General features: G+C 72.7%; 18 protein-coding genes. 5 read left to right on the forward strand and 13 right to left on the reverse strand.

Going from position 1 to position 26,384, the window contains the following annotated elements:
* Positions 1–46 precede the first annotated feature (46 nt).
* Positions 47–649: a DUF4383 domain-containing protein gene (locus DJ476_RS08720; protein ID WP_103417312.1), complete on the reverse strand. Its 603-nt coding sequence runs from the start codon at positions 647–649 to the stop codon at positions 47–49.
* A 422-nt stretch (positions 650–1,071) separates the two neighbouring features.
* Between DJ476_RS08720 and DJ476_RS08725 the strand changes: the two genes are divergently transcribed.
* Positions 1,072–1,671, forward strand: coding sequence for a lipocalin family protein (locus DJ476_RS08725; protein ID WP_103417313.1), 600 nt, complete (start codon positions 1,072–1,074; stop codon positions 1,669–1,671).
* Positions 1,672–1,714: 43 nt separating this feature from the next.
* Here the strand turns inward: DJ476_RS08725 and DJ476_RS08730 are convergent, their stop codons facing one another.
* Positions 1,715–3,277, reverse strand: a complete 1,563-nt coding sequence (locus tag DJ476_RS08730) for a glycosyltransferase (protein WP_162638653.1) — start codon at positions 3,275–3,277, stop codon at positions 1,715–1,717.
* A gap of 764 nt (positions 3,278–4,041) precedes the next feature.
* Between DJ476_RS08730 and DJ476_RS08735 the strand changes: the two genes are divergently transcribed.
* Positions 4,042–5,328 (forward strand): nucleotide disphospho-sugar-binding domain-containing protein, encoded by a 1,287-nt coding sequence (locus DJ476_RS08735; protein ID WP_318294482.1) that lies wholly within the window; start codon positions 4,042–4,044, stop codon positions 5,326–5,328.
* Positions 5,329–5,352: 24 nt separating this feature from the next.
* On the opposite strand, the gene DJ476_RS08740 is transcribed toward DJ476_RS08735, so the two are convergent.
* On the reverse strand, positions 5,353–5,844 hold the full coding sequence (locus DJ476_RS08740; protein WP_162638655.1) for an RNA polymerase sigma factor: 492 nt from the start codon (positions 5,842–5,844) through the stop codon (positions 5,353–5,355).
* Between the two features lie 556 nt (positions 5,845–6,400).
* Between DJ476_RS08740 and DJ476_RS08745 the strand changes: the two genes are divergently transcribed.
* The 3 genes from DJ476_RS08745 (at position 6,401) to DJ476_RS08755 (ending at position 11,184) form a co-directional block, all read left to right on the forward strand.
* Positions 6,401–8,209, forward strand: a complete 1,809-nt coding sequence (locus tag DJ476_RS08745) for an eCIS core domain-containing protein (RefSeq protein WP_112490232.1) — start codon at positions 6,401–6,403, stop codon at positions 8,207–8,209.
* 208 nt (positions 8,210–8,417) lie between these two features.
* Positions 8,418–9,857 carry a basic amino acid/polyamine antiporter gene (locus DJ476_RS08750; protein ID WP_112490233.1) on the forward strand — a complete coding sequence of 480 codons (1,440 nt, stop codon included), beginning with the start codon at positions 8,418–8,420 and terminating at the stop codon, positions 9,855–9,857.
* Positions 9,858–9,924: 67 nt separating this feature from the next.
* The gene (locus tag DJ476_RS08755; RefSeq protein ID WP_181006457.1) at positions 9,925–11,184 is read left to right on the forward strand and encodes an arginine deiminase; all 1,260 of its coding nucleotides are present in this window, start codon (positions 9,925–9,927) and stop codon (positions 11,182–11,184) included.
* A gap of 102 nt (positions 11,185–11,286) precedes the next feature.
* Here the strand turns inward: DJ476_RS08755 and DJ476_RS08760 are convergent, their stop codons facing one another.
* The 10 genes from DJ476_RS08760 to DJ476_RS08805 form a co-directional block, all read right to left on the reverse strand.
* Entirely contained in the window at positions 11,287–13,191 is a 1,905-nt protein-coding gene (locus DJ476_RS08760) for a helix-turn-helix domain-containing protein (protein ID WP_112490234.1), read from the reverse strand.
* 125 nt (positions 13,192–13,316) lie between these two features.
* Positions 13,317–14,720 (reverse strand): MFS transporter, encoded by a 1,404-nt coding sequence (locus DJ476_RS08765; protein WP_112490235.1) that lies wholly within the window; start codon positions 14,718–14,720, stop codon positions 13,317–13,319.
* A 115-nt stretch (positions 14,721–14,835) separates the two neighbouring features.
* Entirely contained in the window at positions 14,836–15,633 is a 798-nt protein-coding gene (locus DJ476_RS08770; RefSeq protein WP_112490236.1) for a 3-hydroxybutyrate dehydrogenase, read from the reverse strand.
* Between the two features lie 89 nt (positions 15,634–15,722).
* A complete protein-coding gene (locus DJ476_RS08775; RefSeq protein ID WP_112490237.1) occupies positions 15,723–17,156 on the reverse strand; it encodes a 3-hydroxybutyrate oligomer hydrolase family protein in 1,434 nt (477 codons plus the stop codon).
* Between the two features lie 26 nt (positions 17,157–17,182).
* Positions 17,183–18,493, reverse strand: coding sequence for an extracellular catalytic domain type 1 short-chain-length polyhydroxyalkanoate depolymerase (locus DJ476_RS08780; RefSeq protein ID WP_112490238.1), 1,311 nt, complete (start codon positions 18,491–18,493; stop codon positions 17,183–17,185).
* 155 nt (positions 18,494–18,648) lie between these two features.
* Entirely contained in the window at positions 18,649–19,368 is a 720-nt protein-coding gene (locus DJ476_RS08785; protein ID WP_318294483.1) for a CoA transferase subunit B, read from the reverse strand.
* 1 nt (position 19,369) lies between these two features.
* Positions 19,370–20,140 (reverse strand): CoA transferase subunit A, encoded by a 771-nt coding sequence (locus DJ476_RS08790; protein ID WP_112490239.1) that lies wholly within the window; start codon positions 20,138–20,140, stop codon positions 19,370–19,372.
* 154 nt (positions 20,141–20,294) lie between these two features.
* Entirely contained in the window at positions 20,295–22,454 is a 2,160-nt protein-coding gene (locus DJ476_RS08795; protein ID WP_112490240.1) for an ATP-binding protein, read from the reverse strand.
* Positions 22,451–23,161: a DUF4255 domain-containing protein gene (locus tag DJ476_RS08800; protein ID WP_103417327.1), complete on the reverse strand. Its 711-nt coding sequence runs from the start codon at positions 23,159–23,161 to the stop codon at positions 22,451–22,453. The genes DJ476_RS08795 and DJ476_RS08800 overlap by 4 nt, the downstream gene beginning before the upstream one ends.
* On the reverse strand, positions 23,158–26,370 hold the full coding sequence (locus DJ476_RS08805) for a DUF11 domain-containing protein (protein ID WP_112490241.1): 3,213 nt from the start codon (positions 26,368–26,370) through the stop codon (positions 23,158–23,160). Before DJ476_RS08805 ends, DJ476_RS08800 begins: the two co-directional genes overlap by 4 nt.
* Positions 26,371–26,384 lie beyond the last annotated feature (14 nt).

Raw genomic sequence — 26,384 nt, forward strand, 5'->3', positions numbered from 1 at the left:
GTTGGGTCCTGCGGCATGCCGCAGGACCCAACCCTCTTCGACGAGGTCACCCCGGGACTGCGTCCGGGTCACTCGGACTCACCGGCGGATGCTCACGGTCCGGGCCGGGTTGCAGCTGGGGCCGCACCACCGGGGCGGTGGGCGAGGCGATGGAGAGCCGTCGCCTGAGGATTGCCTCGCGAGCCGCCTCGCGGGGGTGGCGCCTTCGCCAGTAGGGATTTTCGTGCGACAGCTTGCTGGAGACCCGACCGTACATACCGAACGTCAGAATCAGCAGGCCCATGACGAAGCTGAACATGACGTTCGTCATCCCGAAGTCGAGGAAGTTGGCCTGCCTGTCCAGAACGAACAGATGGTAGAAGCCGCTCACTAGGAAGAGCGCCCCTACTGTCAGGTTCAATGTCGAGGCGAAGTTCCCTCCCACCCCAGCGCCTACGAGCAGGGCCAGACCGACGACCACGGAGACCGTGCTGAGAGCCGCGTTGGTCGTCATGCCTGCGATCCGGTCCCCCGACGTGCTGAAGGGAGTCAGAGCATCGGCGAAGCCCAGGGACCCGAAGACGAGCAGAATGCATCCGCACAGAGCCGCACCGGCGCGGTACACACTGGCCAGGTGGTGATCTACGGGGAGTTCGTCCCTGAGCTTCATCGCGGCACTCCCGCCCGCCGGCTGACGGCAGGCCAGAACACGATTCCGACCAGGCGGTCCCCCGCACTTCTGAACATGACGATTTCCTTCTCCGACACGGTCACGGGTACTCCTCCTGTTGAGGACGGACGAAACTGTTCCTGAATTCGTGGGGCTCTCGGGTTCGGATGCAGATGGACACGGACAGATGGGCGAATTCGCCCGATCGGCGGGACAAGGCAGGCATCCGGGCAGACGCCGTCGTCGTGGGCTCGGGCCGGGCCGCTGCTCGCCCACCGGCTCCACGGCCACGGGCGCCGGTACCACCCGGTCGCGGGGCGGCTCCCCGCCTCCGTAGCGGCAGACATCCCGCCGGTGAATCCAAGGAGTACTCGGTCGCGGAACACAGCGTGTCGCGAAGTTCACCGAGCCAAGGAGTGCCCGTGTCCGATTCACCTCTGCTCCGACGCGCAGCCGCTGTCGCTGTCTGCTCCGTCCTGACACTGGCCGGCACCGCCGCTACCGGCGCGAGTGCCGCCGAACTGCAGCAGGTCAGCCGGGTCGATCTGGGCAGGTACGCCGGTACCTGGTATCAAATTGCCGCAGTACCACAGCTGTTCGAGGTCCAGTGCAAGAAGAACGTGCGGGCTCAGTACCGCCCGAAGTCCGACGGGAGCGTCGGCGTCCGCAACACCTGTACCACGTGGTGGGGATCAACCAGTGAGGTGAACGGTGCGGCACGCGCGCTGGACGCCTCGAACACACGCCTGAACGTCTCCTTCGTTCCGCGGCCCGGCGGAGGTTTCGTGCACAGCGGGGACGCCAACTATGTCGTGGTGGGGCTGGCCGCGGACTACTCCTGGGCGGCCGTCACCAACGACGAGCGATCCGCAGGGTTCCTCCTGTCCAGGGCGCCGTCCCTGGGGTCCGGTGAATCAGCCGCCGCGGTGGCCGCGTTCACCGACGCGGGCGTCGACCCGTGCGGTCTTCGTCTCACGCGCCAGGACGGCGGAGTCACGCGGACCGCTTCGCTCTGCAGCTGACTGCCGACCGTCGCCCGGACAGCGCCTCGTCCTCCGTTCCTCGTCACGAGGGAACACGCATGCGCGAGGCGCGGTCCGGGGCCCTTCCTTCCGCCGGGCCGCCCACGGAGCCCGCCACGGCCGCGTAGTAGTCGACCAGAGACCGGGCCATGGCGGTCGAGGAGTACGTCGAGCGGACGAGATCCCTCGCGCGGCAGGCCATGACCCGGGCTTCCTCGTCCCCGACCCCCAGCAACCGCCGCAGCCCTCCACCGAGAGCACGCGAGCTCGACGTGTCCAGCAGCAGGCCGTTCATCCCGTCCACAAGGTAGTGCGGAACGCCCCCACGTTCAGGCCCTGCCACCAGCAGACCGGCCTCCATCGCCTCCAGCAGGGCCAGGCCGAACTCCTCCTTCGCGCTCGGGCACACGTACCGGGTGCGAAAGCGTCTCGCCGGGTCCGCGAGGGCACGCTCCAGCATGCGTACCTCGTCGTTGGAGAGGGCAGGCAGAAGGAGCAGCCGTCTTCCCGCTTCAGGTGAGGAGGAGACGGCCTCACCGATCCGCTCACGCATCGCACGCTCCACGGGATCCCCGTCTGCCGGCGGGCCGCCACCCACGATGACGAGGATCGACCTCTCGTGGCACCCTGAGTCCACCCAGGCCCTGGTCAGGACGTCTTGCTGTTTCACGGGGTGCAACCTCCCGACGCTGAGCAGGATCGTCGGTGTGCGGGAGGAGCCGGCCGAGGCGACCGCGTCGATCCTGCCGAGCAGCTCCTCCCGGCGACGGGCCTCGTCGGCCGGGGCTCGGTAGAGGGGAATGCCCTCCGGCGCCGACCCTGCCGTACCTCCGGCGGCCCGGTCGGCCAACTGCGGGAAGTACGTGTTCAGTCCGGGCTGTTCTCCGTCGCTCTGCGCTATCCCGACGACGAGATCGGCTCGCTCGATCAGCCGGTCCGCGAGAAACACCCGGTGCAGGTCATGGCGTAGAGCGGTTGGTTCCGCTCCAGGTGCGTCGTACCGTTCCGTGATCTGGCGGTGCGGGTCCGGCGTTGCGGTGAAGACAAGGCCCGCCCCCGCCCTTCGGGCCGCTTCGGCAAGGGCGAGTGAGCCGTCGTCGGCATAGCGGACATGGAGCACGTCGACCGGCCTGCCCAGCAGGCCGAAGAGTCTGGCCGCCCACCAGGCCATCGCCTCGCGGTGGCGCCCCATGTCCTCGGGACGCACATGGCTGGGGCTGTCTACAGGAAGTCTGAGGATCCAGTGCCCGTCTGCGCGACGCTTCAGCAGGGCCGGGTCAGCCTCCAGCTCCGGCCGGCACGCGGGCACCACGGTGAGCACTCCGGCGACATGCGGAATCTCTGCGAGAGAGTCCCCCAAGGAACTCAGGAGCACGCTGAGACCACCGCTGGGACCCTCGCCCGGCCGGTCCAGATGCCCCATGAGCATGGACTGGGCGACAATGATCCCGGGAGGCAGGCCGACGCTTTCAACGCCGGCCGGGGGGCCGTCGCGCAGGACTCCCCCGAGCAACCGCTCGTACGCGTCCGCCCGCCCGCCGGAACCGCTGGGCAGGAGGTGTGTGCAGCCGTAGGCCGCGAGCAGCCGCCAGGCCGCGTGACGCACTCCCCGGTCTCCTCCGACGGACAGTGGGAGCAGTTGCGCCGTGGGGAGAGGCCGCAGGCACGAGGACGCGGCCAGATCGAGCAGGAGCCGTACGGAATCGAGATCCCGGGTGCTCCGGAGGCCTTGCCGCAACGCGGCCGTGGCCCTCCCCGCCTCGTGGTGCCTCACGACGTCGGGCCATGCATCGAACACCGCTGCCCTGGTGCGGGCGCAACCGTCCAGAAGCCGGACGCACGCCAGCGGGGACGGCACGATCCCTGTCCGTAGCCGGTGACGCAACCGGGCCAGTGCCATGTCCCGGGAGGAGGCGAGAACGGGAGGCCGGGCCGGGGCGGCATCCGGGCGGTACTCGGCGTGCACGAGTTCTGCCAACAGGTTCGGTGCGGACGTACGCCGGAACGGCTGGCGACCGGCCGACTGCCTCCAGTAGTCCGCCCTGGCCGCCACGAACGGATCGGACGGGGTCATCACACCGCCTCGCGTGGTGCGGTCTGCATCGGTCGCGGCAGGGTGAGAGCGATTCATCGGAACTCCTCGACGACGAGAGCCGGCCTGTAGTGATTCGTCGAAGGTCCGGAGGATGGATGCACGAGATGCGGAGAAGCGAGGGTCCCCGCCTCAAACCCTTCGGATGCTCAGGAAGACGTGCATCCGCGGCACCGCCTCGAGGGGAATCCCGGGATATGTGGTCCTTGCGTCCTGGTCGGAGGCCCCGCGTCGCGGTCGTCAGTCCGCCCTTCCTCTCACACGCTCAGCCCCTGTCCGTGTTGGCGGGCGCGCTCGCCCGTGCCGGTGCCGATGTACAGTTCGCCAGCGCGCCCCTCTTCGAGCCGCTGGCCCGTTCGGCAAGCGCCCGATTCTTCCCGCTGACCATCACCCGGAACGCCAATACGGGTATCGCCCGCAGCACCCGCCAGGGGGCGCGGGAGGCAGAGCGTCTGGAGGAGTTCCTCGGTTCGACCCGCGACGGCGCCGTCGAGGCTCTGCTCACGCAGTCCCGACACCGCCGGGAGGACATGCTTTCGGACCCTGCTGAGGTGCTGGCCGGAGTACGGGCACTGCACGCTCGTCTTTCACCGGACTGGTACGTGGTGGACCAGCTGAGCTACCCGGTCACCCTGGCGCTCCACTGCCTCGGCCTGCGCTACGCCACGTTCTGTCCGGGGCACCCGACCTACGTGCCCCACTCGCCGGACACGCTGTTCGGAGTGCCGTACGCCTGGCCCCGCGCGATCCGGCCCTCCGAGGACCGTATCGCCCAACTGCGCCGAGCGGCGCGGGCGAACGACGAGGCCTTCACCGATCGGTTCGCGGAGGTGATCCGTACGCACGCACCCTCGGTGGAAGCACCCCGTCGGGCCTTCGCACTCGCGTCCCGGCATGCGGTGCTGTTCAACTACCCGCCGTTCGAGTGGCTTCCCAAGCACCCGCGGAGCAACACACGCTTCCTGTACGGGGGGCATTGCGTACCGGCCCAGGAGCCGAGCCCGGGCGCGGAGTGGGAAGGCGTCGTGAGCAGGCTGAGGAAGACGCACAGCCGCTTGGTGCTCGTGGCTCTCGGCACGTTCCTGTCGGCTCGCGACGACGTGCTGGCCACGGTCGTACGCGGCCTGCTCCGGGAGGTCCCGGAGGCCGCGGTCGTGGTCGCCGCGGGCGATCGTGCACCGTCCCTTGCCCATCTTTCGGCCCCGAATGTGTACGTCGCGGACACGATCCCTCAGCGGTGGCTGCTGGAACGGGCCGACGGCATGGTTCATCACGGTGGGAACAACTCCTTCACGGAGTGTGTGGCCTCCGGCACTCCGGCGCTCGTCCTGCCGTTCTCCAGCGATCAGTTCGCGATCGCCCATGACGCTGAGAGGGCGGAGCTGGCGATCTGCCTCGACCCCTCCCGGCTGGGTCCGCGCGAGGCGGGCGCCGCGATACGGAGACTGCTGGCGGAGTCTCCGGCCGGTCTGTCGCGCTGGACCCGGAGAGTAGGACTGCGTGGCCCCGACTGGATGGCCACCCGGCTGATGCGGACCATGGAGGGTGCGACGGCGGGTTGCTGAGCGAGGCCCTCGCGAACTCCCGGATCATGCACGCTCGTCCAGGAGGCAGGCGAGGGCCCTGAGCGCCCGTCTGGTGTGGCTCTTGACCGTCCCCAGGGGGAGGCCGAGGTGCCGTGCGACTTCCGGCTGTGTCAGATCCAGGTAGTAGGCGAGGAAGAGGACTTCACGCCGCCGGTTCGAGAGCCCCGCCAGTGAGGACGCCATGTGCACTCGTTCGACGGTTCCGGCCCCGACGTCAGGGTCCTTGGGGCCGGGTCTCACCATCAGGCGTCGTAACCCTTCGAACCTGCGCGCGGCAGCCGAGGACGCGTCCGCCGCCTTGTGCGCCGTGATGCCGTAGAGCCAGGGGCCGATGCCTCCTCGGCGAGGACAGTACCGACCGGAGTGGTGCCAGACGTCGGCAAACACCTGCTGTGCGACGTCCTCGGCGTCCTGGGGATCAACGCATCGGCGCCTGGCCCAGCGGATCACCTGCGGGTACCACTGGGTATAGATGTCCTCGAAGGAGTCTCGCACGGTATCGGTGTGCGCGGAGACTCCGGAATCGTTCTGGCAACAGCCGGACAGGTGCGAAACAGTGGGCTCGGACACGAGCCGTCTCCGGATGATCTCGGTGGACCAGGTGAGGGTCGCGATGCTGTCGGCCGTAGCGGGTCCCTCGGGACGAGGCCGCAGCGAAGTGGTGCCCGCGGATCCAGGTCACCACGAGGAGGCGGTGGGCGCCATCCCGTCCGGTCCGTTCGTGACGCGGGGAGTTCGGTGCCGAGGGCGTGCAGGCCGGAGGCGGGCGTCATCCGCTCCGAAGCAGACGGCGCGCCGGAGCGACAGGCGATTCGTTTACCAGGAACCCATGCCTCGTGCGAACGGCAGGTCCTGCCGGAAGGGATACCGGCCGACGCGAAGCGGCCTCCCTGGGGCCGCCGGTGTCAGCCCGGTCAGCACACGGCCCGGTTCCCCGGGGCAGACCCGCATGGCCCAACGCCCCCCGCACGCTGCCCCGGCGCCTCTGGTGCGGGGGGCGTCCGGACGGTAGGCAGGAGGGTGCCGTACTCCACCGTCGGATGAGGGACACATGCACGACCGCGACAGGGCGAGGACGACCGGAGCCGACAAGGACCGGGCGGTGGCCCGGCAGGCGGCTGCCGGGCCACCGGCGGCTCGGACGGGTCTCGCGGGGCTGCAGGCGACTGCCGGGAACGCCGCCGTGCTGCAGATGCTGCGGCGGGCCGGGGAGGTGGCCGAGGAGCGGCATCGGCACGGGGAAGGGTGCGGGCACGGGGAGCAGCAGGCCCAGGTGCAGCGGTCCGCCGTTCATGACGTGCTGCGGGGGCCCGGGCGGCCGCTGGACGAGAGCACGCGTACGGACATGGAGTCCCGGCTCGGTGCCGACTTCTCCGATGTACGGATCCACAACGGCGCGGCGGCCCGGTCCTCGGCGGCCGAGGTGGGGGCGCGGGCGTACACCTCGGGCAGCGACATCGTCATCGGGGAGGGCGGTGCGGACCGGCACACCCTGGCCCATGAGCTGGTCCATGTGATCCAGCAGCGCCGGGGGCCCGTCGCCGGGACCGACGACGGGGCGGGGCTGAAGGTCTCGGATCCCGCCGACCGGTTCGAGCGGGAGGCCGAGGCCACCGCGCAGCGGGTCATGGCGGGGCGGGCGTCCGGGGTGCACGACCCCGGGCCCGGCTCGGCGGCGCGTACGGGGCCCGGGGAGCCCGCCGCCGTGCAGCGGATCGTCAGGATCACTCCCGGCATGTACCTGCGGGGAGTGGACGCCACCGACCAGACGCTCACCGCGCCCCAGCTCCAGCGGTATCTGGCCCTCGCCGTGCAGGACGAGGTGGGCCGCGCCCAGAGTGTCGACGCCGGGGGCTCGTACGCGGCCGATTTCCGGGAGATCATGCGGAGGCTCAGGCCCGCCACCCTCGATGTTCCGGAGGCCCTCCGGCGGACCGTCGCCCTCGTCGACGCGGTCAACGCCTGTTTGGAGGGGCAGGAGACCTACGTCTCCGACTACAACCCGCCCGGCCACCCCGAAGGGCCCGGCGCCACGGTTCCGGTGCCCAACTCGGCCACCCGGTACGCGACGAGGCCGGACACCGGGGCCACCGGCTACCACCACTCGGATCTCTCCGGGAAGGCGGAGCCGTACTGGGGGGACGACGACATGATGCGGGAGAAGACCGGCCGGTCGCTCGGCCCGGTCGTCGCGGGAGGCACGGCCCCGCAGGAGCAGCCGAGGCTCCAGAACCACGCGCGGGGCGGGGGGAACCTGCCCCTGACACGGCTCACGATGAGGCAGGCCTTCGAGATGCTGCCGCGTCCGCTGCTCAACCTCATCTTCGATGTGCGCTACCAGTTGGAGGCACCGGACACGGGGCAGCAGCAGCCGGTGATCGACGAGCGGACCGAGGCGCAGAAGGCGGCCCGCGACAAGAGCCCCCACCAGCCCGGGACGCTGCGCAGCTGGCACCAGGACGACTACGGCCGGCTGCCCGACAACGGGTTCGACCCCGCCGCCGTCCCCGCACACGCCCAGGGGCTGCACCACCACTACGCCACCCACTCGCAGTCCGGTGCGGGCTCCTCCGTCCAGAACGCGGCCACCGCACCCCGCGGCTTCGCCGAGTACACCGGTACGGGGAGCAACTGGGAGCACAACGTCAAGGTGGTGCTGGACTACGTCAACAAGCGCGTCTACCTCACCCTGACGCACTACCAGTACTGGGCGCTGATCCCTCCCGAGGGCAGCGGCACCTACACGTTCTGGCAGGGGCCCGGCCAGAACCTGGAGGCCGCCCGGGCGGAGCTGGCCCAGCAGCCGCGCGGCGAGTCCGGGATCATGATGAGCCCCTGGCTGGAGATCGGCCTGTCCTGATCCGGGGAGGACGCAGGTCGGGGCGATGGCCGGGCCACCGGCGTCTCCTTTCCCCCCGCGGCGCATCGGCGTCCCCTTCCCTCCTCGGCACATCGGCCTTATCGGGCATATCTCGCATATAGCTCCATATCGTTGCTAGGTTTCCTCTCCGACGGAGTGCGGGGCAGGTCGTCCGCCCGCGCCACGCCCGTAGCGACGAGGGAAGCCCATGAGTCATGCCGAGGCGCCGGTGCGACCGGTGGCCAAGCTGAGCCTGCTGACGCTGACCGCGATGGTCGTCGGTTCGATGGTCGGGGCCGGGGTGTTCTCGCTGCCGCGGCGGTTCGCGCAGGAGACCGGGGTCGCGGGGGCGCTCATCGCGTGGGCCGTCGCCGGGACCGGGATGCTGATGCTGGCCTTCGTCTTCCAGGCGCTCGCCGTGCGGCGGCCGGACCTGGACGCGGGGGTGTACGCGTACGCGAAGGCCGGGTTCGGGGAGTACCTCGGCTTCTTCTCCGCCTTCGGCTACTGGGCCAGCGCCTGCGTCGGGAACGTCACCTACTGGGTGCTCATCATGTCGACGGTCGGCGCGCTGGTGCCGGTGCTCGGGGACGGCGACACCGTGGCGGCGGTGGTGGTCTCCTCGGTGGGGCTGTGGGGGTTCTTCCTGCTGATCCGGCGCGGGGTGAAGGAAGCCGCGGCGATCAACCGCATCGTGACGGTGGCGAAGATCGTGCCCATCGTCTTCTTCGTGATCCTGGCGCTCTTCTACTTCGAACCGTCCGTCTTCGCGGACAACTTCGGCGGCACCGACTACGCGGGCTCCCTCTTCGACCAGGTGCGGGGCACGATGCTCGCCACCGTCTTCGTCTTCCTCGGCGTGGAGGGGGCCAGCGTCTATTCGCGGCACGCCAAGCGGCGCGAGGACGTCGGCCGGGCCACGATCCTGGGGTTCCTGAGCGTCTTCGCCGTCTTCGCCTCCGTCACGATCGTCAGTTACGGGCTGCTGCCGATGGCCGAGCTCGCGGAGCTGCGGCAGCCCTCGATGGCCGGGGTGCTGGAGTCGGCGGTCGGCACCTGGGGGAAGGTCTTCATCAGCGTCGGGCTCATCGTCTCCGTGCTCGGCGCCTACCTCGCCTGGACCCTGATGGCCGCCGAGGTCCTCTTCGTCGCCGCCAAGGACCGGGACATGCCGCGCTTCCTGGGGCGGTCGGCGGCGGGGGACGTACCCGAGAACGCGCTGCTCCTCACCACCTGCCTCAGCCAGGTCGTCCTCGTCGTGACGCTCTTCTCCGCCGACGCCTTCACCTTCGCTCTGGATCTGACCAGCGCCCTCAGCCTGATCCCCTTCCTGCTGGCCGCCGCCTTCGCCGTGAAGGTCGCGGGGCGGCCGGAGCGCTGGGGCGCGGTGGGGCGCTCCACCCGGCGCGAACTCGCCGTCGCCGTGGTGGCGACGCTCTACACCGCGTTCCTGCTGTACGCGGCCGGGCTGAAGTTCGTCCTCGTCTCCTTCATCCTCTACGCCCCGGCCACCTTCCTCTTCGTCAAGTCCCGCCGGGAGCAGGGGCGCCGGCTCTTCTCGCCGGGCGAGGCGGTGATCTGCGCGGTGACGGTGGCCGGTGCGGCGGTCGGCGTCGCGGCGCTGGCCGTCGGCTGGATCGAGCTGTGAGCGCCCGTCCCGTACGGCTGAAGCCCCTGCGTCACCGCGTACGTCGTCATCGAGTGAAAGGCCCATCGTGAGCAGCAGCACCGACCCCGCCTCCACCCTCGGCGTCCACTCCGAAGTGGGGCGGCTGCGCAAGGTCCTGGTCTGCGCCCCCGGCATGGCCCACCGGCGGCTGACCCCCACCAACTCCGACGATCTGCTGTTCGACGACGTGATGTGGGTGGAGAACGCCCAGCGGGACCACGCCGACTTCGTCGACCGGCTCACCGAACGGGGGGTGGAGGTGGTCGAGCTGCACGACCTGCTCGCCGCCACCATGGCGATCCCGGAGGCCCGGTCCTGGCTGCTGGACCGGAAGATCGACGCGAACGAGGTGGGGCTCGGGCTGGTCGACGACACCCGCGCGTTCCTGGACTCCCTGACCCCGCGTCGGCTCGCCGCGTACCTGATCGGCGGGCTGGCCACCGCCGATCTGCCGGACGCGTACCGCTCGGCGTATCTGGGGCTGGCCCGGGAGGGCACGGGCGGGCGGGAGTACCTGATGCCGCCGCTGCCCAACACCCTCTACACCCGTGACACCACGTGCTGGCTCTACGGCGGGGTGACGCTCAACCCGCTCTACTGGCCCGCCCGGCACGACGAGACCCTGCTGATGAAGGCCGTCTACACCTTCCACCCGGACTTCCGGGGCTCGACGATCTGGTGGGGCGACCCGGAGAAGGACTGGGGCCGGGCCACCTTCGAGGGCGGGGACATCATGCCCGTCGGCAACGGGGTCGTCCTCATGGGCATGAGCGAGCGGACCTCACGGCAGGCCATCACCCAGGTCGCGGCGGCCCTGTTCGCGCAGGGGGCGGCGGAGCACGTGATCGTCGCCGGGATGCCGAAGCTGCGCTCGGCCATGCACCTGGACACCGTGTTCACCTTCGCGGACCGGGACATCGTGACGCTGTACCCGCGCATCATGGACGGGGTCCACACGTTCTCGCTGCGGCCGTCCGACCGGGCGCCGGGGATCGAGATCACGGACGAGGGCGCCACCCCGTTCACCGAGGTCGTGGCCCGCGCCCTGGGTCTGGCGCAGCTGCGGGTGATCGAGACGGGCGGGGACGTGTACGCCTCCGAGCGGCAGCAGTGGGACAGCGGCAACAACGCGGTGGCGCTGGAGCCGGGGGTCGTCTTCACCTACGACCGGAACACCCAGACGAACGCGCTGCTGCGGCGGGCCGGGGTGGAGGTCATCACCATCGTCGGCGCGGAGCTGGGGCGGGGGCGGGGCGGCGGGCACTGCATGACCTGCCCGTTGATCCGGGACGCGGTGGTGTTCTGACGGTCCGGCGGGGGCGGTTCGGTGGCGGGCTCGGTGGTGGTCCGGCGGTCCCGCCCCGCCGCTTCGGTCCCGGATGCGCTGGTGTTCCGACCGCCGCCAGGTCTACGGGCCCTGCGTCAGGCGGTGCAGCCTCAGCGCCAGTTGGATCTCCAGCGTGCGCGGCGGCTCGTTCCAGTCCGGGCCGAGGAGGCGGCCGATGCGCTCCAGCCGCTGCACCACCGTGTTCACGTGGACGTGGAGCAGCGTCTTGGTGCGGGTGAGGCTCGCGCCCTGGGCGAAGTACGCGTCCAGGGTGGTGACCAGGTCCGTGGAACGCGCCGCGTCGTAGTCCAGGACCGGGCCGAGCGTCCGGCGTACGTACCCGCCCAGGTCGGCCTGGTCGCCCAGGAGTACGCTGATGAAGCCCAGGTCCGCTATGGCCCCGCCGCTCCCGGTGTGGCCGAGGGCACGCAGGGCGGAGAGGCAGCGGGCCGCCTCGTCGTGGGCGCCGGGGAGTTCGGCCGGGCCGGTGGCGGGGCCCGCCGCGCCGACGGTGACCGGGCAGCCCGCCGCCTGGCCCAGTTCGGCGGCGAGCGACTGGGCGTCGGGGCCCGGGGTGTCGGAGGGGGCCACCAGGACCACGTGGTCGTGGTGGAGACCGGCCAGGCCGTCGCGGGTCTGAGCGCTGCGGGCGGCGGCGGCCAGCAGGCGGTGGCGCGGGGCCGCCTCGCCGTGGGCCACGAACACGCTGTGGCGGCGGCCCAGGTCGACGCCGAGGCGGCGGGCCCGGGCGGTGAGGGTGCCCGGGTCGCCGGTGCGCGAGAGCAGGTCGCCGAGGAGCTCTCCCCGTACCCGGTCCTCCGTCTCGGCCACCGAGCGGCGCAGCAGCATGAGGAGCGCGGTGACCACGCTGGCCCGCTCGAAGAGCAGCCGGTCGGCGTCCGCGAGGTCCGCCCGGCCGGTGAGCGCGATGGAGCCGAGGAGTTCGGGTCCGGCGAGGACCGCGCAGACCCAGGTGCCGTTGAGGGGGACGGCCCGGCCCCGGGCCCGGGAGGCGGCCACCGCCGGGGTGGGCGGGGGCTGGGGTCCGGTGCGGGCGCGGGCGAGTTCGGCGCCGTCCGCGTCGTGGATGAGGATGCCGCCGTCCAGGATGTCCGCGAGGGCGGCGGCCACGTCGTCGGCCCCGCCGCCGCGCAGGACGAGATCGGTGAGCTGGTCGTGGGCCTCCTCGGCCCGGCGCATCGCCTCGCTGTGGGTGCGGATGGTCTCGGAGGCGGCGTTGAGGTCGACGAGCGCGGCCCGGGTCTCCTCCAGCAGTCGGGCCCCGTCGATGGCGATGGCCGCGTGGTCGGCCAGCGAGGAGAGCAGAGCCACCTCCCCGGCGGTGAACTCGCGGGGCGCCCGGTCGGCGGCGTACAGGACGCCGATGATGCGGCTGCCGAGGCGCAGCGGTACGCCGAGGATCGCGCGCAGCCCCTCGTCCAGGACGGCGCTGTCGATGGTGGTGGTGTGGTGGAAGCGGGTGTCGGCCGCGTAGTCGCCGGTGGCGTACGGGCGGGCGGTCTGGGCGACGAGTCCGCCGAGCCCCTCGCCCATGCCGAGCCGGACCCGCTGGAACGCCTCGGCCACCGATCCGTCGGTGACCCGCATATAGGTGTCGCCCGCCGCGTCGTCGTTGAGGGAGAGGTAGGTGACGTCGGTGCCGAGCAGGAGTTTGGCCCGGTGGACGATGGCCCGCAGCACGGCGTCCAGGTCGCGGAGGGCGGCGAGGTCGCTGGCCGTGTCGAAGAGGGCGGTGAGCTGGGCCTCGCGGACCCGGTGCTGGCCGAGGGTGCGCCGGATGCGCAGCGCCACGGCGGTGGCCTCGGTGATCTCGGCCAGCTCGGCGGCGGGGGCGCCCGCCTCCCGGGCGGTGGCGGCGGGCCGCTCGAACTCCTCGGCCGCCGCGCCCTGCGCCAGCAGGTCGAGCAGCCCGCGCAGGGCGGTGGCGGAGTGCCGGGGTCCGGGGGCTGTCACGCCGGTGAGCATACGGTGGTCGCCTCCCGGGAGCCTGCGGACGGAACGGATGGGGTGGAGGGGGTGGATGGAACGGTCCTCCCCCGCTCCACCGAAGCGGTACGCGCCGCCGGAGCGGTACGGGGGAGGGTGCGGGATCAGCGTCCGAGCGGGACCGAGTCCTTGCGGGTGGCGGTGGCCGGAGCGGCCGGGACCGAACCGTCCAGGCCGTCCTTGGCCAGGTCGCGGCCCCGGGTCTCCTTCGCGATCCACACCGTCACCACGGTGACCAGGGAGGCGAAGCAGAGGTAGAGGGAGATCGGGACGGAGGAGCCGTAGTCCTTGAGCAGTTCGACCGCGATGATCGGGGCCAGCGCGCCGCCGATGATCGAGGCGAGCTGGGAGCCCATGGAGGCGCCGGAGTAGCGGACCTTCGTGTCGAACATCTCGGAGATGAACGCCGCCTGCGGCCCGTACATCGCCCCGTGCAGCAGCAGCCCGACGGTGACGGCGAGGACGATCACCGGGAACGACCTGGTGTCCAGCAGGGCGAAGAAGCCGAACGCCCAGAGCGCCATGCCGATCGCGCCGATCTGGGTGACGGGGCGGCGGCCGAGCCTGTCGGAGAGGGCGCCCCAGAGCGGGATGGTGACGAAGTGGACGGCCGAGCCGATCAGTACGGCGTTGAGGGCGGCGCTCTTGGACAGCTCCAGGTGCACGGTCACGTAGACGAGGAGGAACGCGGTGAGGATGTAGTACGAGATGTTCTCCCCGAACCGGGTGCCGATGGCGAGGAGCACCTCGCGCCAGCTCCTGCGGAACACCTCGACGACCGGGGGCTTCTCCTTGATGCCCGCCGCGGCCTCCTCCTGGGTCCGCTTCTGCGCCTCCAGGAAGACCGGGGACTCCTCGACGGAGATCCGGATCCACAGGCCGAGCATCACGAGGACGCCGGAGAGCAGGAACGGGATGCGCCAGCCCCAGGCGAGGAAGGCCTCGTCGGACTGGATCGCGGCGAGCAGCGCCAGGACACCGGTGGCGAGCAGGTTGCCGCCGGGGGCACCGGCCTGCGGCCAGGAGGCCCAGAAGCCGCGCCGCGTGTCGCCGCCGTGCTCGGAGACGAGGAGGACGGCCCCGCCCCACTCACCCCCGAGCGCGAAGCCCTGGACCAGGCGCAGGACGGTGAGCAGGATCGGTGCCCAGACGCCGATGCTTGCGTGGGTGGGCAGCAGCCCCATGGCGAAGGTGGCGCCGCCCATCATGAGCAGGCTGATGACCAGCAGCTTCTTGCGGCCGATCTTGTCGCCGTAGTGGCCGAAGACGACCCCGCCGAGCGGCCGGGCGGCGAAGCCGACCGCGTACGTCAGGAAGGCCAGGAGCGTGCCGACGAGCGGGTCGCTGCTGGGGAAGAACAGCGTGTTGAAGACGAGCGCGGCGGCCGAGCCGTAGAGGAAGAAGTCGTACCACTCGATGGTGGTGCCGACGAGGCTGGCCGCGACGATCCGGCCGATGCGGCTGGTGCCGGGCGGGGCGGAGGGCTGGGCGGAGGCTGGGGAACCCATGGTGAGTCACCGCGTTTCGTTGACAGGCGGGTCAGGGACGGGGGTGCGGGGGTGGTGCGGGCCGTGCTCGGTGTGCTCCCGGCTCCGGTGGGGGCCGGAGACGGGTGGAGGGGGGTCAGCGGGCGCCCCAGCCTCCGTCGACGGGGAGGGAGGCGCCGGTGATGTACGAGGTGTGGGGGCCGCAGAGCCAGAGGCAGACGGCGGCGACCTCCACGGGCTCGATCAGCCGCTTGATCGCGGACCGGTCCAGCAGCACGTCGGCCACCACCTCCTCCGGCGCGATGCCGTGGGCGGTGGCCTGGGCGGCGATCTGGCCCTCGACCAGCGGAGTGCGTACGTAACCGGGATCGACGCAGTTGCTGGTCACCCCGTGCGGGGCGCCCTCCAGGGCGGCCACCTTGCTCAGCCCCTCCAGGCCGTGCTTGGCGGCGACGTACGCGGACTTGAAGGGGCTGGCCCGCAGGCCGTGCATGCTGGAGACGTTGACCAGCCGGCCCCACCCGCCCGCGTACATGTGCGGGAGGCAGTGCCGCATCAGGAGGAACGGGGCGGTCAGCATCACCTGCTGGATCAGCGCGAACCGGTCGGGCGGGAAGTCCTCGATGGGCGCCACGTGCTGGAGCCCCGCGTTGTTGACCAGGATGTCCACCGCCCTCGGCAGCGCCCCGATCGCCTCGGCGTCGGCGAGGTCCACGACATGGGCCACCCCGCCGGTCGCGGCGGCGACGGCCTTGGCTCCGTCGGCGTCCCGGTCGGCGATGTGCACGAGGGCCCCGGCCCCGGCGAGCGCCTCGGCGGTGGCCCGTCCGATGCCGCTGCCGCCGCCGGTGACCAGGGCGGTGCGCCCGCTGAGGTCCACGGCGCGGGCGGCCCCCGCCGTGGGACCGGGCGCTGCGTGAAATTGGCTCGTCATGGCCGGAAACGGTAGAGACACCCGGCCGGACATCCCATGGCACCGATCGCCATAGTGGCGGCTGCCGGTATGGAGGCCGCCACCACTGCCTAACCGGTCAGCGGGCAGTACGTGAGCAGCTTCGCGGGGCCCGCCCCGGCCGGCAGCCTCAGCGTGCGGCTGGACGGCGGCCGTACGCCGTGGTCCAGCCAGCGTTCCAGCGCGGCGGAGGCCGAGCGGTGGCACGGCACCAGGGGGCGCACCCGGCCGGGGAAGGCGTCGGCCAGCGAGTCCACGTGCGTGCCCGCCTCGACGCGGTAGTACCGGTGGAGGTGGCCCCGGCCCTCTCGCCGCACCAGCTGCGCGTAGACGTCCGAGCTGCGGGAGATCGGCAGGAGCACGTCGTAGGTGCCGTGGAAGGTGATGAGCGGCTTGCCGATCCGGCCGGTGAGGGCGATCTCGGCGACGGCCTTGCGGACCGCCTCCGGCCGCTCGGCGTAGACGTAGTCGGCGTCGCAGGCCGGGGTCCCCGGGGCGCAGAACGGCGTCCCGGCCTCGGTCGCCCCGTCGAACTCCGGGTCCAGCTCCTCCCGGTAGATCCGCTGGGTGAGGTCCCAGTAGTACTGGTGGTGGAAGGGCCAGAGGAACTCCGAACCGGCCGGGTACCCCGCCGCCGTCATCGCACGGTGGGCCTGCCCGGCGCCCGCGCCCCCGGCCGCGTACGCCGGATAGTGCCGGAGCGCGGGCGGCAGGAAGGTGAGGAGGTTCGGCCCCTCGGTGCGCCAGAGGGTGCCTTCCCAGTCGATGCCGCCGTCGTACAGCTCGGGGTGGTTCTCCAGCTGCCAGCGCACCAGATAGCCGCCGTTGGACATGCCCATCGCCAACGTGCGGGTGGGCGGGCGCTGGTAGCGGCGGGCGACCACCTGGCGGGCGGCGCGGGTGAGCTGGGTGACCCGGTGGTTGCCTTCGGCCAGGGCGTCCCCGGGGGCCTCGCCGTCGCGGTGGAAGGCGGCGCCGGTCGCGCCCTTGTCGGTGGCGGCGAACGCGTAGCCGTTGGCCACCGCCCAGTCCCCGAACGCCCGGTCGTTGGCGTACTGCTCGCGGACGCCGGGCGCGCCGGAGACGACCAGGCCGCCGTTCCACCGGTCGGGGAGGCGGATGACGAACTGGGAGTCGTGGTTCCAGCCGTGGTTGGTGTTGGTGGTGGAGGAGTCGGGGAAGTAGCCGTCGATCTGGATGCCGGGGACGCCTCGCGGTGTGGCCAGCCCTTCCGGGGTGAGCCCCGCCCAGTCGGCGGGGTCGGTGTGGCCGGAGGCGACGGTCCCGGCAGTGGTCAACTCGGGGAGGCAGGAGGCCTGCTGGCGTTCAGCGCCGGGGACTTTCAGCGTGTCGACACGGAAGCAGTGGGCGGGGCGGGCGGTGTCCTGGGGCGGGGGCGCGGCGGTGGCCGGGGCGGCCGTCAAGGCGGTCAGCGCGGCGGCGGCGAGGGCGGCGGGGCGGAGCCGGCGGCGGGGGCGGGGGCGGTGCGGTGGGTGAACTGGCATGAGTTGGGCCTCCGTTGGGTGATCCGTTACGGGCAGGAGCCGGTGGCGATGGTGTAGTGGCCCGGCGGGGTCTCCTTGAGGGTGTGGGTCACGAAGGTGTTGTAGAGGCCGAGGTTCTGGCCGGAGCCCTTCGCGTAGGCGTAGCCGCCGGTGGTGGTGGCGCGGCCCGCGCGGACGTGCTCGTAGTTGCTGGCGGTCCAGCAGGCGGCGGGCTCGGTGGGCGGGTCCACCGGCGGCTCGGTGGGCGGCTCGGTCACCGTGCCGTCCAGGCCGAAGAACCGGGTGATCCAGTAGCTGGAGCAGATCGACGCGATGAAGTGCTGGGTGCCGGTGGCGCCGCACTGCTGGGGGCCGGTGCCCGGGGCGACCGGGGTGCCGTGGCCGATGCCGGGCACCCTGTTCACCTCGACCGCCGTCCGCCCGCCGGCCGTGACGTACTCGCTCCTGCGGGTGTTGTTCGGCGCGAGCGTGGAGGTGCGGTCCGGGGTCTGGCCGAGGCCGTGGACCGCCGTCCACTGGTCGCGCAGTTCGTCGGCGTTGCGGGGGACGACGGTGGGGTCGTTGTCGCCGTGCCAGATCGCGACCCGGGGCCAGGGTCCGGCGTACCCGGGGTGCGCGTCGCGGACGGCCTGCGCCCAGGCGGCCGGGGTGCGGTCGACGCCGGGGCTCATGCAGCCGAACGCGGAGATGACGTCGACCCCGCAGCCGTACGGGATTCCGGCGACGACCGCGCCCGCCGCGAACACCTCCGGGTAGGCGGCCAGCAGCACCGAGGTCATCGCCCCGCCCGCCGAGAGCCCGGTGACCTGGGCGCGGGCCGGGTCGGTGCCGTACGCGGAGGTGGCGTGGGCGACCATCTGCCGGATCGAGGCGGCCTCGCCCCGGCCGCGCCGGTTGTCGCCGGTCTGGAACCAGTTGAAGCACTTGTTGGCGTTGTTGGCGGTGGTGGTCTCGGCGTAGACGACCAGGAAGCCGTGCCGGTCGGCGAAGGTGTTGAGCCCGGAGTTGTCGGCGTAGAGCTGCGCGCTCTGGGTGCAGCCGTGCAGGGCGACGACGACGGGGGCGTTCGCGGGGAGGGCCGCGGGGCGGTGGACGTACATGGTCAGGGCGCCGGGGTTGGCGCCGAAGTTCGTGACCCGTTCAAGGGCGGCGGCCGCTGGGGGGACCGCCGCCCGGGCCTCGGTGGCCGGGGCGACGAGCGCGGCTCCCGTGGCGAGGGTGACGGCGGCGGCGAGCGCGGCGACGAGGCGGCGCAGCAGACGGCCGCCGCCTCGCGGCCGTCCGGTCCGTGCTGCTGGTGCCGGTGGTGCCGGGTGCGATGGCGTGACGTACGGCAACGTGACCTCCCGTGGTCCGGCGGCGGCACCGTCGGACAGCGCCGCCGAGGTCCGTCACCGTAGGAAGCACGCGGCGGGCCGGGTAATGGCGGTGCGCGCCACAACCCGGCCCGGAAGGGGGCGCCGCCACCCGTTGTGGGGGCGCGCGCCCGCTGCTACGGACGTACGGGCCCCGACGCCGGACGCACGGTCTCCGGCGGCAGCCGTACGGTCTCCGAGGCCGGACGTACGGCCTCCGGCACCAGCCGTACGGTCAGCTCCGCGCCCGTGGCCGCCCGGATCTCGTCGACGGTCACCCCGGGGGCCGGCTCCCGCAGCACGAAGCCGTCGACGGTGATGTCCAGGACCGCGAGATCGGTGACGACCCGGTGGACGACGCCCCGGCCGGTGAGGGGGAGCGTGCACTCCTCCACCAGCTTCGGTGAGCCGTCGCGCGCGGTGTGTTCGGTCACCACGATGACGTGCCGGGCGCCGTGGACGAGGTCCATGGCCCCGCCCATCCCCTTGACCACCTTGCCCGGGATCACCCAGTTCGCCAGGTCCCCGGTGGCGGAGACCTGCATGGCCCCCAGGACCGCCACATCGATATGGCCGCCCCGGATCATCGCGAAGGAGAGCGCGGAGTCGACGCAGGAGGCGCCGGGGAGGAGGGTCACGGTTTCCTTGCCCGCGTTGATGAGGTCGGGCAGGACCTCGCTCTCCTCGGGGTAAGGGCCCACGCCCAGCAGGCCGTTCTCCGAGTGGATCACCACCTCCACGCCCTCGGGCAGGAAGTTGGGGATCAGGGTCGGCAGACCGATGCCGAGGTTGACGTAACTGCCGTCGACCAGTTCGCGGGCGGCTCGGGCCGCCAACTGCTCACGCGTCAGCGCCATTTCAGGCCTCCACACGTACGGTACGGCGCTCGACGCGCTTCTCGGCCCACGGGTCGCCCGGCTCGACGGGGACGACCCGCTGGACGAAGATCCCGGGCAGGTGGATGTCGTCGGGGGCGAGTTCGCCGGGCTCGACCAGCTCCTCCACCTCCGCGACCGTAACGCGTCCGGCCATCGCGGCCAGGGGGTTGAAGTTACGGGCGGAGGAGTGGAAGCGGAGGTTGCCGTGCCGGTCCCCGACGGCCGCCCGGACCAGGGCGAAATCGGTGGTGATGCCCTCCTCCAGGAGGTGTGCCCGGCCGTCGAAGACCCGCCGCTCCCGGGGCGGTGAGGCGACGGCGACCGAGCCGTCGGCCCCGTACCGCCAGGGCAGTCCGCCCTCCTCGATCCAGGTGCCCGCACCGGCCGGGGTGTAGAACGCCGGGATGCCGGAGCCACCGGCCCGCAGCCGCTCCGCCAGGGTGCCCTGCGGGACCAGCTCCACCTCCAGCTCCCCGTGCAGGTACTGCCGGGCGAACTCCTTGTTCTCCCCCACGTACGAGCTGGTCATCCGGGCGATCAGCCCCGCCCGCAGCAGCAGCCCGAGGCCCCAGTCGTCCACCCCGCAGTTGTTGGACACCACCCGCAGCCCGCCCGCGCCCCGCTCCAGCAGGGCGTGGATCAGCACGCCGGGGATGCCGCAGAGCCCGAACCCACCGACCGCCAGGGACGCTCCCGGCCCCACGTCCGCGACCGCGTCCGCCGGGTCGGCGACCACCTTGTCCCTACTCATCCATCGGCCCTCCCGCCGCATCGACTGCGCACGAGACTAGGAACGGGCGACGGGGTACGGCGATGGCGTCCGGCCACACATCGCCGCCGACCCGGGTGGTGGCCGCGGCGGGGTCCGGCCCCGGGGGTCCGCCGCCCCGTACGGCCGCCGGATCCTACCGCCCCGCGCGCGCCCGCTCCTTTGCCAGCCACGGGCCGAACTCGCTCTCCAGCACCAGCCGTCCCAGCTTCCGGTACTCCTGGAGCACCGCCGTGACGAGCTGGTCCATGGTCAGCGGGGACCGGGACTCGGCGGCGAGGTAGGCGGCGGTCACCGCGCAGGCCCGGATCGAGCCGCCCGCCAGCTCGAAGCGGCCGGCGCAGAACTCCAGGTCGAGCGCGGGGTCGCGGGGGATAGCGGTGCCCAGGCAGCGGTCCCAGAGGGCCAGGCGCTGTTCGGCGTCCGGCATGGGGAACTCCGCGATCACGTCGAGGCGGCGGGTGAACGCCTCGTCCAGGTTGGCCCGGAGGTTGGTGGTGAGCACCGCGATCCCGTCGAAGGACTCCATGCGCTGGAGGAGGTACGCGGACTCCATGTTGGCGTGCTTGTCATGGGCGTCCTTGACCTGCGAGCGCTTGCCGAAGATCGCGTCGGCCTCGTCGAAGAGCAGGATGCCGTTGACGTCCGACGCCTCGACGAAGATCCGCTCCAGGTTCTTCTCGGTCTCCCCGATGTACTTGTCCACCACCGTGGAGAGGTCGACGACGTACAGCTCCATGCCCAGGTCCCGGGCGACGACCTCGGCCGACATGGTCTTGCCCGTGCCGGACTCGCCCGCGAACATCGCGATGACCCCGCGCCCCCGGCCCCCGCCCGGCCGCATCCCCCACTGCCCGAGCACCTGTTCGCGGTGGCGGGCGCGGAGGGCGAGTTCGGTGAGCTGGGTGCGGGTGGCCGGGGGCAGCACCAGGTCGTCCCAGCCGACGGCGGGTTCGATGCGGCGGGCGAGCCGCTCCAGACCGGCGCCGTTCTGGGCCCGGACCGCCGCGCGCAGGTCGTCCGCGTGGACCGGCCGCCGCTCCGCCAGCGCCAGCCGGGAGGCGACGGTGGCGGCCTTGCGCAGCTGGTCGGAGTCGAGCCGGTAGGAGGCGGTGGCCTCGATCAGGTGGTCGTCGGCCGTCGCCTCCGCCTCCGGCAGCCCGACGGTCCTGGCCGCCTCCGCGAGCGCCTGCCGCCACTGGTGGGACGCGCCGGTCGGGCCCGGGGGCAGCACGGCGACCGGGACGGGGCTGTCCGGGGTCCAGAGCGGGTCCCAGTTCTTCTTCCCGTACGCGATCAGGGGCGTGCCGCTCACCGCCGTACAGAGGGAGGCCAACAAGCGGGCACCCTCCGGGCGTTCGGGGGCCAGCGCTTCGAGCGGGCCGAGGACGACACCGCCGTGGGCGAGGCGGGCCTCGGTGGCCAGCGCCCGGACCAGCTCGCCGGTCCGTTCCCCGGCTGCCGCGAGGGCGGCGATGTCGACGACGAGCGGGCGGCGGCCCACGGCCCCGAGCGCCTCGACGGCCAGCCCTGAGGGGTCGCCGCCCCGGTCGAGCAGATGCACCAGACCGCTGCCGGTGGCGAGGGCGGCGGCGATGCGGCGGGCTTCGGGGCGGTCGTCCCGGGGGTCGGCAGGGGCGGGCACCTGGACCAGGCCGCGCAGCCTTCCGTCCGGTTCGTCGTCGCCGAGGAGATGGGCGGTGACCCGGTCGGGGGCCCTCAACGTGCGGGAGAGCAGGGGCCGTTCGAGGTCCGTGATCTCCAGCAGGCCGCCCGCCACGAGCGGGGCGGAGGGCTGGAAGCGGAATCGGCCGGAGCCCGCGGCGGGCAGCCCGCAGAGTTCCAGCGCCAGGCCGATGGCGGGCCTGCGGCGGGTCAGGTCGTCGTTGAGGTAGCCGTAGAGGCGCTCGAAACGGGGGTCGATGTCCGGCGCCATCGCGACCAGCAGGAGTTCGACGTCGAGCGGGACGAGGCCGAAGCTCCGGGCCAGCCGGTCGAGCCGGGAGCCGGGGTGCGGGGCAGGGGCCGATGGGGCGGTCAACTGCTCTGTCACGTACGGGAGTTGGTCCACGCGGTAGGCAGGTACCGGCGCGAACGCGTCCCGCGACTCCAGGATGCGTTCCACCGCCTCGGGCGTGAGGTACTGCCCCCGGTACGGGTCGTCCGGTTCCGGGTCGGTGGCGCGGCGGGCCGCCACCGCGTGGCGGACCCGCTCCTCGACGCGGGCCAGCCGCTCCCAGAGGATCTCGACATCCATCGCCTCCGGGACCGCTGGTGCGCTCTCGGTCACCGTCATCGCGCCGCACTCCCCCGCTTGCGCCGCCCCGGCGGCAGTTGCCTCTCCCGCTCGGCCGCGAAGCCGTCCGCCGGCAGGTCGCCGTCCGCCCCCTCGTACCGCAGCCGGCGGCCCGGGTCGTCGCCCGCCGTACCGTCCACGGCGGGCGCGGCCTTCATCACCAGGCCCTCGGTGACCGGCGGTCCGGCCGGGGCGCGTTCCCCGGCGAGCGGGGCGAGGACGCGCAGGTCGATCGCGGCCTTCAGCTCGCCGCCGAGCGCGGACCAGACGTCGGAGGCGGACGGGCCGTCGGTGCGCGGGCCAGCCGCCTCCAGCTCGACGGTGAGGCCGAGTTCGGCGAGGCTGCCGGTCAACATGCTTGCTGGCAGTACGTCATGGCGCATCAGGCAGCGCAACACCTCGGAGAGCAGCCGGTGTTCGTCCTGCGGGCGGTTGGTCCAGGCGGTGACCAGATAGGTCAGCTCGAACCAGCGGGGCGGGGTGCGCCAGCCGATGACCATCCCGTTCTCGTCGTGCTCCTCGGCCGTGCCGGTCCGCCGTCGGCCCGCGTTCTCGCGGATGCCGTGCAGGAAGATGCTGATGGTCGGGGCGTTGCGGCGGGCCGACCAGTCCTTGGTGGGCGCGTCGAAGACCAGGTCGACCCCGCTCTCCTGGAGTCCGGCGTCGACCAGCAACAGCCGCAGCCCTTCGTCGACTTCGTGGATCATCGGCGGATCACCTCGTCCGGCGGGGTGATGGTGCCGAGCACCACGAGGAAGTCGGTGGTGACCGGGGAGAAGCCGGGGCCCTTCGCCGTGATCGTGCGCGGACCCGTCCGATCCTTGGGCAGGATCAGCAGCTGGGCGATGAACGTGCCGTCCGGGTTGGGGAAGGTCGGCGCGGCGGCCGCCGTGAGGCCCGGGTTCCAGCTGAGCTTCACGGGCGCCCCCGGCGGGAAGTCCTTGCCGCGCACCGAGGTGACGAAGCCGGGCTTGCCGACGGCGGGCACCGAGACGATCCGGGGCTGGAGGATGCGCAGCGGGATGCGGGAGACGTTGTCGCTCCGGTCCGCGTCCGTGCCGGTGGTGGTGAGGGTGGCCGTGATGGTGGTGCGCAGGGCGCGGTCCGGGGAGAGGACGACGCGTACGACGGTGGACGCGCCGGGCGCCAGGTCGGGCAGCGCGCACTGCCCGGCCGTGCAGCCTGCGGGGAGCGGGCCCGCCGGGATGTTCCCGGGGAGCCCGAGGCGGAGCCGCAGGCCGGTGGCGAAGGCGTTCGCGCCGTTGCGCACGGTGTACGTGACGACGACCTTGCCGCCGACGTACCCGGGGCTGGGCTGGGCCCGCACCACGACTCCGGGACCGGCCAGGGGCGCGGGCGGGAGCGGGGCCGGGGGGCGCGGGGCGGGCGGGCGCGGTGACGGCGGCGGGGGCGGGACGGGCGCGGTGGTGGTGGGCGTGGGGGTCGGGGTGGGCGGCGCCGTGGTCGGCGGGGGCGTGGGAGGCGTCGGGGTCGGGGTGGGCGGTGTCGGGGTCGGGGTCGGCGGGGGGACGTCCTGGACCGGTACGAGGGTGCCGGTGGCGTTGTCCGTCGGGTTCGGGTCGAGCACGGCGCCGGTGACGGACCAGCCGACCGGCTGGTCGCCCCGGGTCACACCGGTCAGCCGGGCGGTGATCTCCACGCTCGCGCCGGGCGGGACGGTGCCCAGGTCGCACTGGGGTGAACCCGCCCCGCAGCTGCCGGATGCGGTGGTCAGCTCCTCCAGCCGTACGCCGGGCGGGGCGTCGGCCGTGAACGTGGTGCGGGGCGAGGGCGAGGGGCCGCGGTTGACCACCGTGACGGTCACCTCGACCGAGGAGCCGACCTCCACGGCGGGCCCGGTGGGCGGGGCGGTCACGGCGAGGTCGACGGACTGCTGGTAGCTGGGCTCCTTCTGGCGTCCGGCGTGGTCGTTCTCCAGGGGCGTCAGCTCTCCGGAGGCGAGGTCGAGGACGGAGAGCTGCTCCATCGAGTTGACCGGCTGCTCCCGCCGGGAGGTGAGCACAAGGTGGCTGCCGTCCGGGGACCAGGCCACGTCGCGGGGCTGGAAGGGGCCGGTGGCCGTGGTGTCGGGGATCTGCTGGTCGCAGCCGTCGGGGTTGTCCCGCTGGGAGGAGGGGAGCACGACCCGGCAGCCGCCGCCGCGCAGCGGCTTGATCAGGACGCCCGCCCGCTCGTTGATCCGGCCGCCGCCGTCCTTGCGGTTGAAGGCCACCCGCGTACCGTCCGGGGAGAACGCCGGGCTGTCGTCGATGACTTCGCAGTCGCCGTAGCAGATGGTGGAGCTGAGGTCGCGCTGCTGGTCGAGCCGGTCCGCCGGGACGGTCCAGATGTGCTTGTTGCCGCCGTGGCCGTTGATCACCTGCGTACGGGTGAAGGCGAGGTTGAGGCCGTCGGAGGACCAGGTCGGCTGGGCGTCGCCGCCCTGCTGCTGGCCCTCGGGCGGGCGGATCTCGTCGAGGATCGCGCCGGTGGCCACGTCGGCGATGAGGATGCGGCCGGGGCCCGCCGCCCCGCCGACGCCGCCGGGCGAGGTCCGGGTGAACGCCAGTTTCGTGCCGTCGGGCGAGAAGGTGGGATCGGTGTCCCAGTCGCGCTCGCCGCGTCCGGCGAGCGGCAGGGCGGCGCCGTTGGTGCCGTCGGCGTCGACCATCCAGATGCGCTGGATCCGGGCGTCGGCGGGGCCCTCGAAGCGGGTCACGACGATACGGCGGCCGTCGGGCGTGTAGTTCTGCCGCTCGGTCCACGGGTCGAAGCCGGGCGCCGGGGTGAACAGCGGGTCGTTCGCCGGGTCGGTGTTGGTTCGGGCGGCCGGGTCCTCGCGGAGGATGGTGAAGCCGAGGTCGCGGGGGTCGGAGCCGTCCTGCCGTACGTCCTGGAGCGTCACGGTGGTGGCCGCGTCGGCGGTGATCCGGGTGACGACGACGGAGCCGGAGTCCGGCGGGCCCAGCCAGGTGGGCGGGCCGACCTTGCGGTCCTCGGTGAGCAGTTGCTCCGGGGTCTCGTCGGTGAAGGCGGTCACCCGGTAGACGTGGTCGAAGTTGTCGCAGCCGCAGACGTGGAAGGGGCTGAGGAAGAGGAGCTGGTCGCCGTCGGGCAGCCAGGAGACCCCGTGGCTGCCCCACTCGGCGTGGCCGCCGACCAGCAGCGGCCGGTCGGTGCCGATGCCCTCGGTGACGCGGAGCCGGTTGCCCTTCTCCGGGTCGGGGTCGGTGATGTGGGTGTACGCGACCCGGGCGCGGTGGGTGTCGTCGTCGACCGGGTTCCAGGACGGGTCCTTGGCGTCGCCGGGCGGGCCGTCGCTGATCCGGGTCTGCGGGCCGCCGGCGAAGGCCCGCTCGTATATCTGCCAGCCGCGTGCGATGTCCCCGTCGCAGGCGTACGCGATGCGGCTGCCGTCCGGCGAGAAGGTCGGGGACTCCTCGTTGTCGGGAGTCGTGGTGAGCCGCCGCAGGTCCGAGCCGTCGATGCCGACCGCCCACAGGTCGCGCTGGGTGGCGCCGCCGGGGCCGCCGGGCTCGGCGGAGTCGAAGACCACCGTCCGCCCGTCCGGGGAGAGTTCGGGGTTGCCCGCGTCCCGGTCGGTGGTGAGTCTGCGTACGGTGCCGTCCGCGTCGCGCACGTACACCTGGGGGCGGACGCTGTCGCGGAGGCTGGTGAAGACGAGGACGTCACCGCGGGCGGAGGGGTCCTGGTCGTAGTGGGCGGGGCCGTCCCCGAAGAGCGGCGTGGTGGCCTTCGGGTCCGTGACCCGGCCGAGGCTACGGTGTTCCGTACCGGCGAAGGCGATCCGCCCGGCCTGCAGCGGGTCGTCGGCGGCCTCGGCGGCGACCGCCTGGCGCGCCCCCTGCGGAGCGGCGGCCGAGCCGACCACCAGCAGCGGCGCCAGCAGCACCACCGCGCCCGCCAGTC

It is taken from the genome of Streptomyces bacillaris (genome assembly GCF_003268675.1).
Classification (GTDB): Bacteria; Actinomycetota; Actinomycetes; order Streptomycetales; family Streptomycetaceae; genus Streptomyces; species Streptomyces bacillaris.

Coding starts and splice junctions, on each gene's coding strand:
- DJ476_RS08720 (WP_103417312.1), bottom strand. CDS start 649: ATGAAGCTCAGGGACGAACTCCCCGTAGATCACCACCTGGCCAGTGTG.
- DJ476_RS08745 (WP_112490232.1), top strand. CDS start 6,401: ATGCACGACCGCGACAGGGCGAGGACGACCGGAGCCGACAAGGACCGG.
- DJ476_RS08750 (WP_112490233.1), top strand. CDS start 8,418: ATGAGTCATGCCGAGGCGCCGGTGCGACCGGTGGCCAAGCTGAGCCTG.
- DJ476_RS08760 (WP_112490234.1), bottom strand. CDS start 13,191: ATGCTCACCGGCGTGACAGCCCCCGGACCCCGGCACTCCGCCACCGCC.
- DJ476_RS08765 (WP_112490235.1), bottom strand. CDS start 14,720: ATGGGTTCCCCAGCCTCCGCCCAGCCCTCCGCCCCGCCCGGCACCAGC.
- DJ476_RS08770 (WP_112490236.1), bottom strand. CDS start 15,633: ATGACGAGCCAATTTCACGCAGCGCCCGGTCCCACGGCGGGGGCCGCC.
- DJ476_RS08775 (WP_112490237.1), bottom strand. CDS start 17,156: ATGCCAGTTCACCCACCGCACCGCCCCCGCCCCCGCCGCCGGCTCCGC.
- DJ476_RS08785 (WP_318294483.1), bottom strand. CDS start 19,368: ATGGCGCTGACGCGTGAGCAGTTGGCGGCCCGAGCCGCCCGCGAACTG.
- DJ476_RS08790 (WP_112490239.1), bottom strand. CDS start 20,140: ATGAGTAGGGACAAGGTGGTCGCCGACCCGGCGGACGCGGTCGCGGAC.
- DJ476_RS08795 (WP_112490240.1), bottom strand. CDS start 22,454: ATGACGGTGACCGAGAGCGCACCAGCGGTCCCGGAGGCGATGGATGTC.
- DJ476_RS08800 (WP_103417327.1), bottom strand. CDS start 23,161: ATGATCCACGAAGTCGACGAAGGGCTGCGGCTGTTGCTGGTCGACGCC.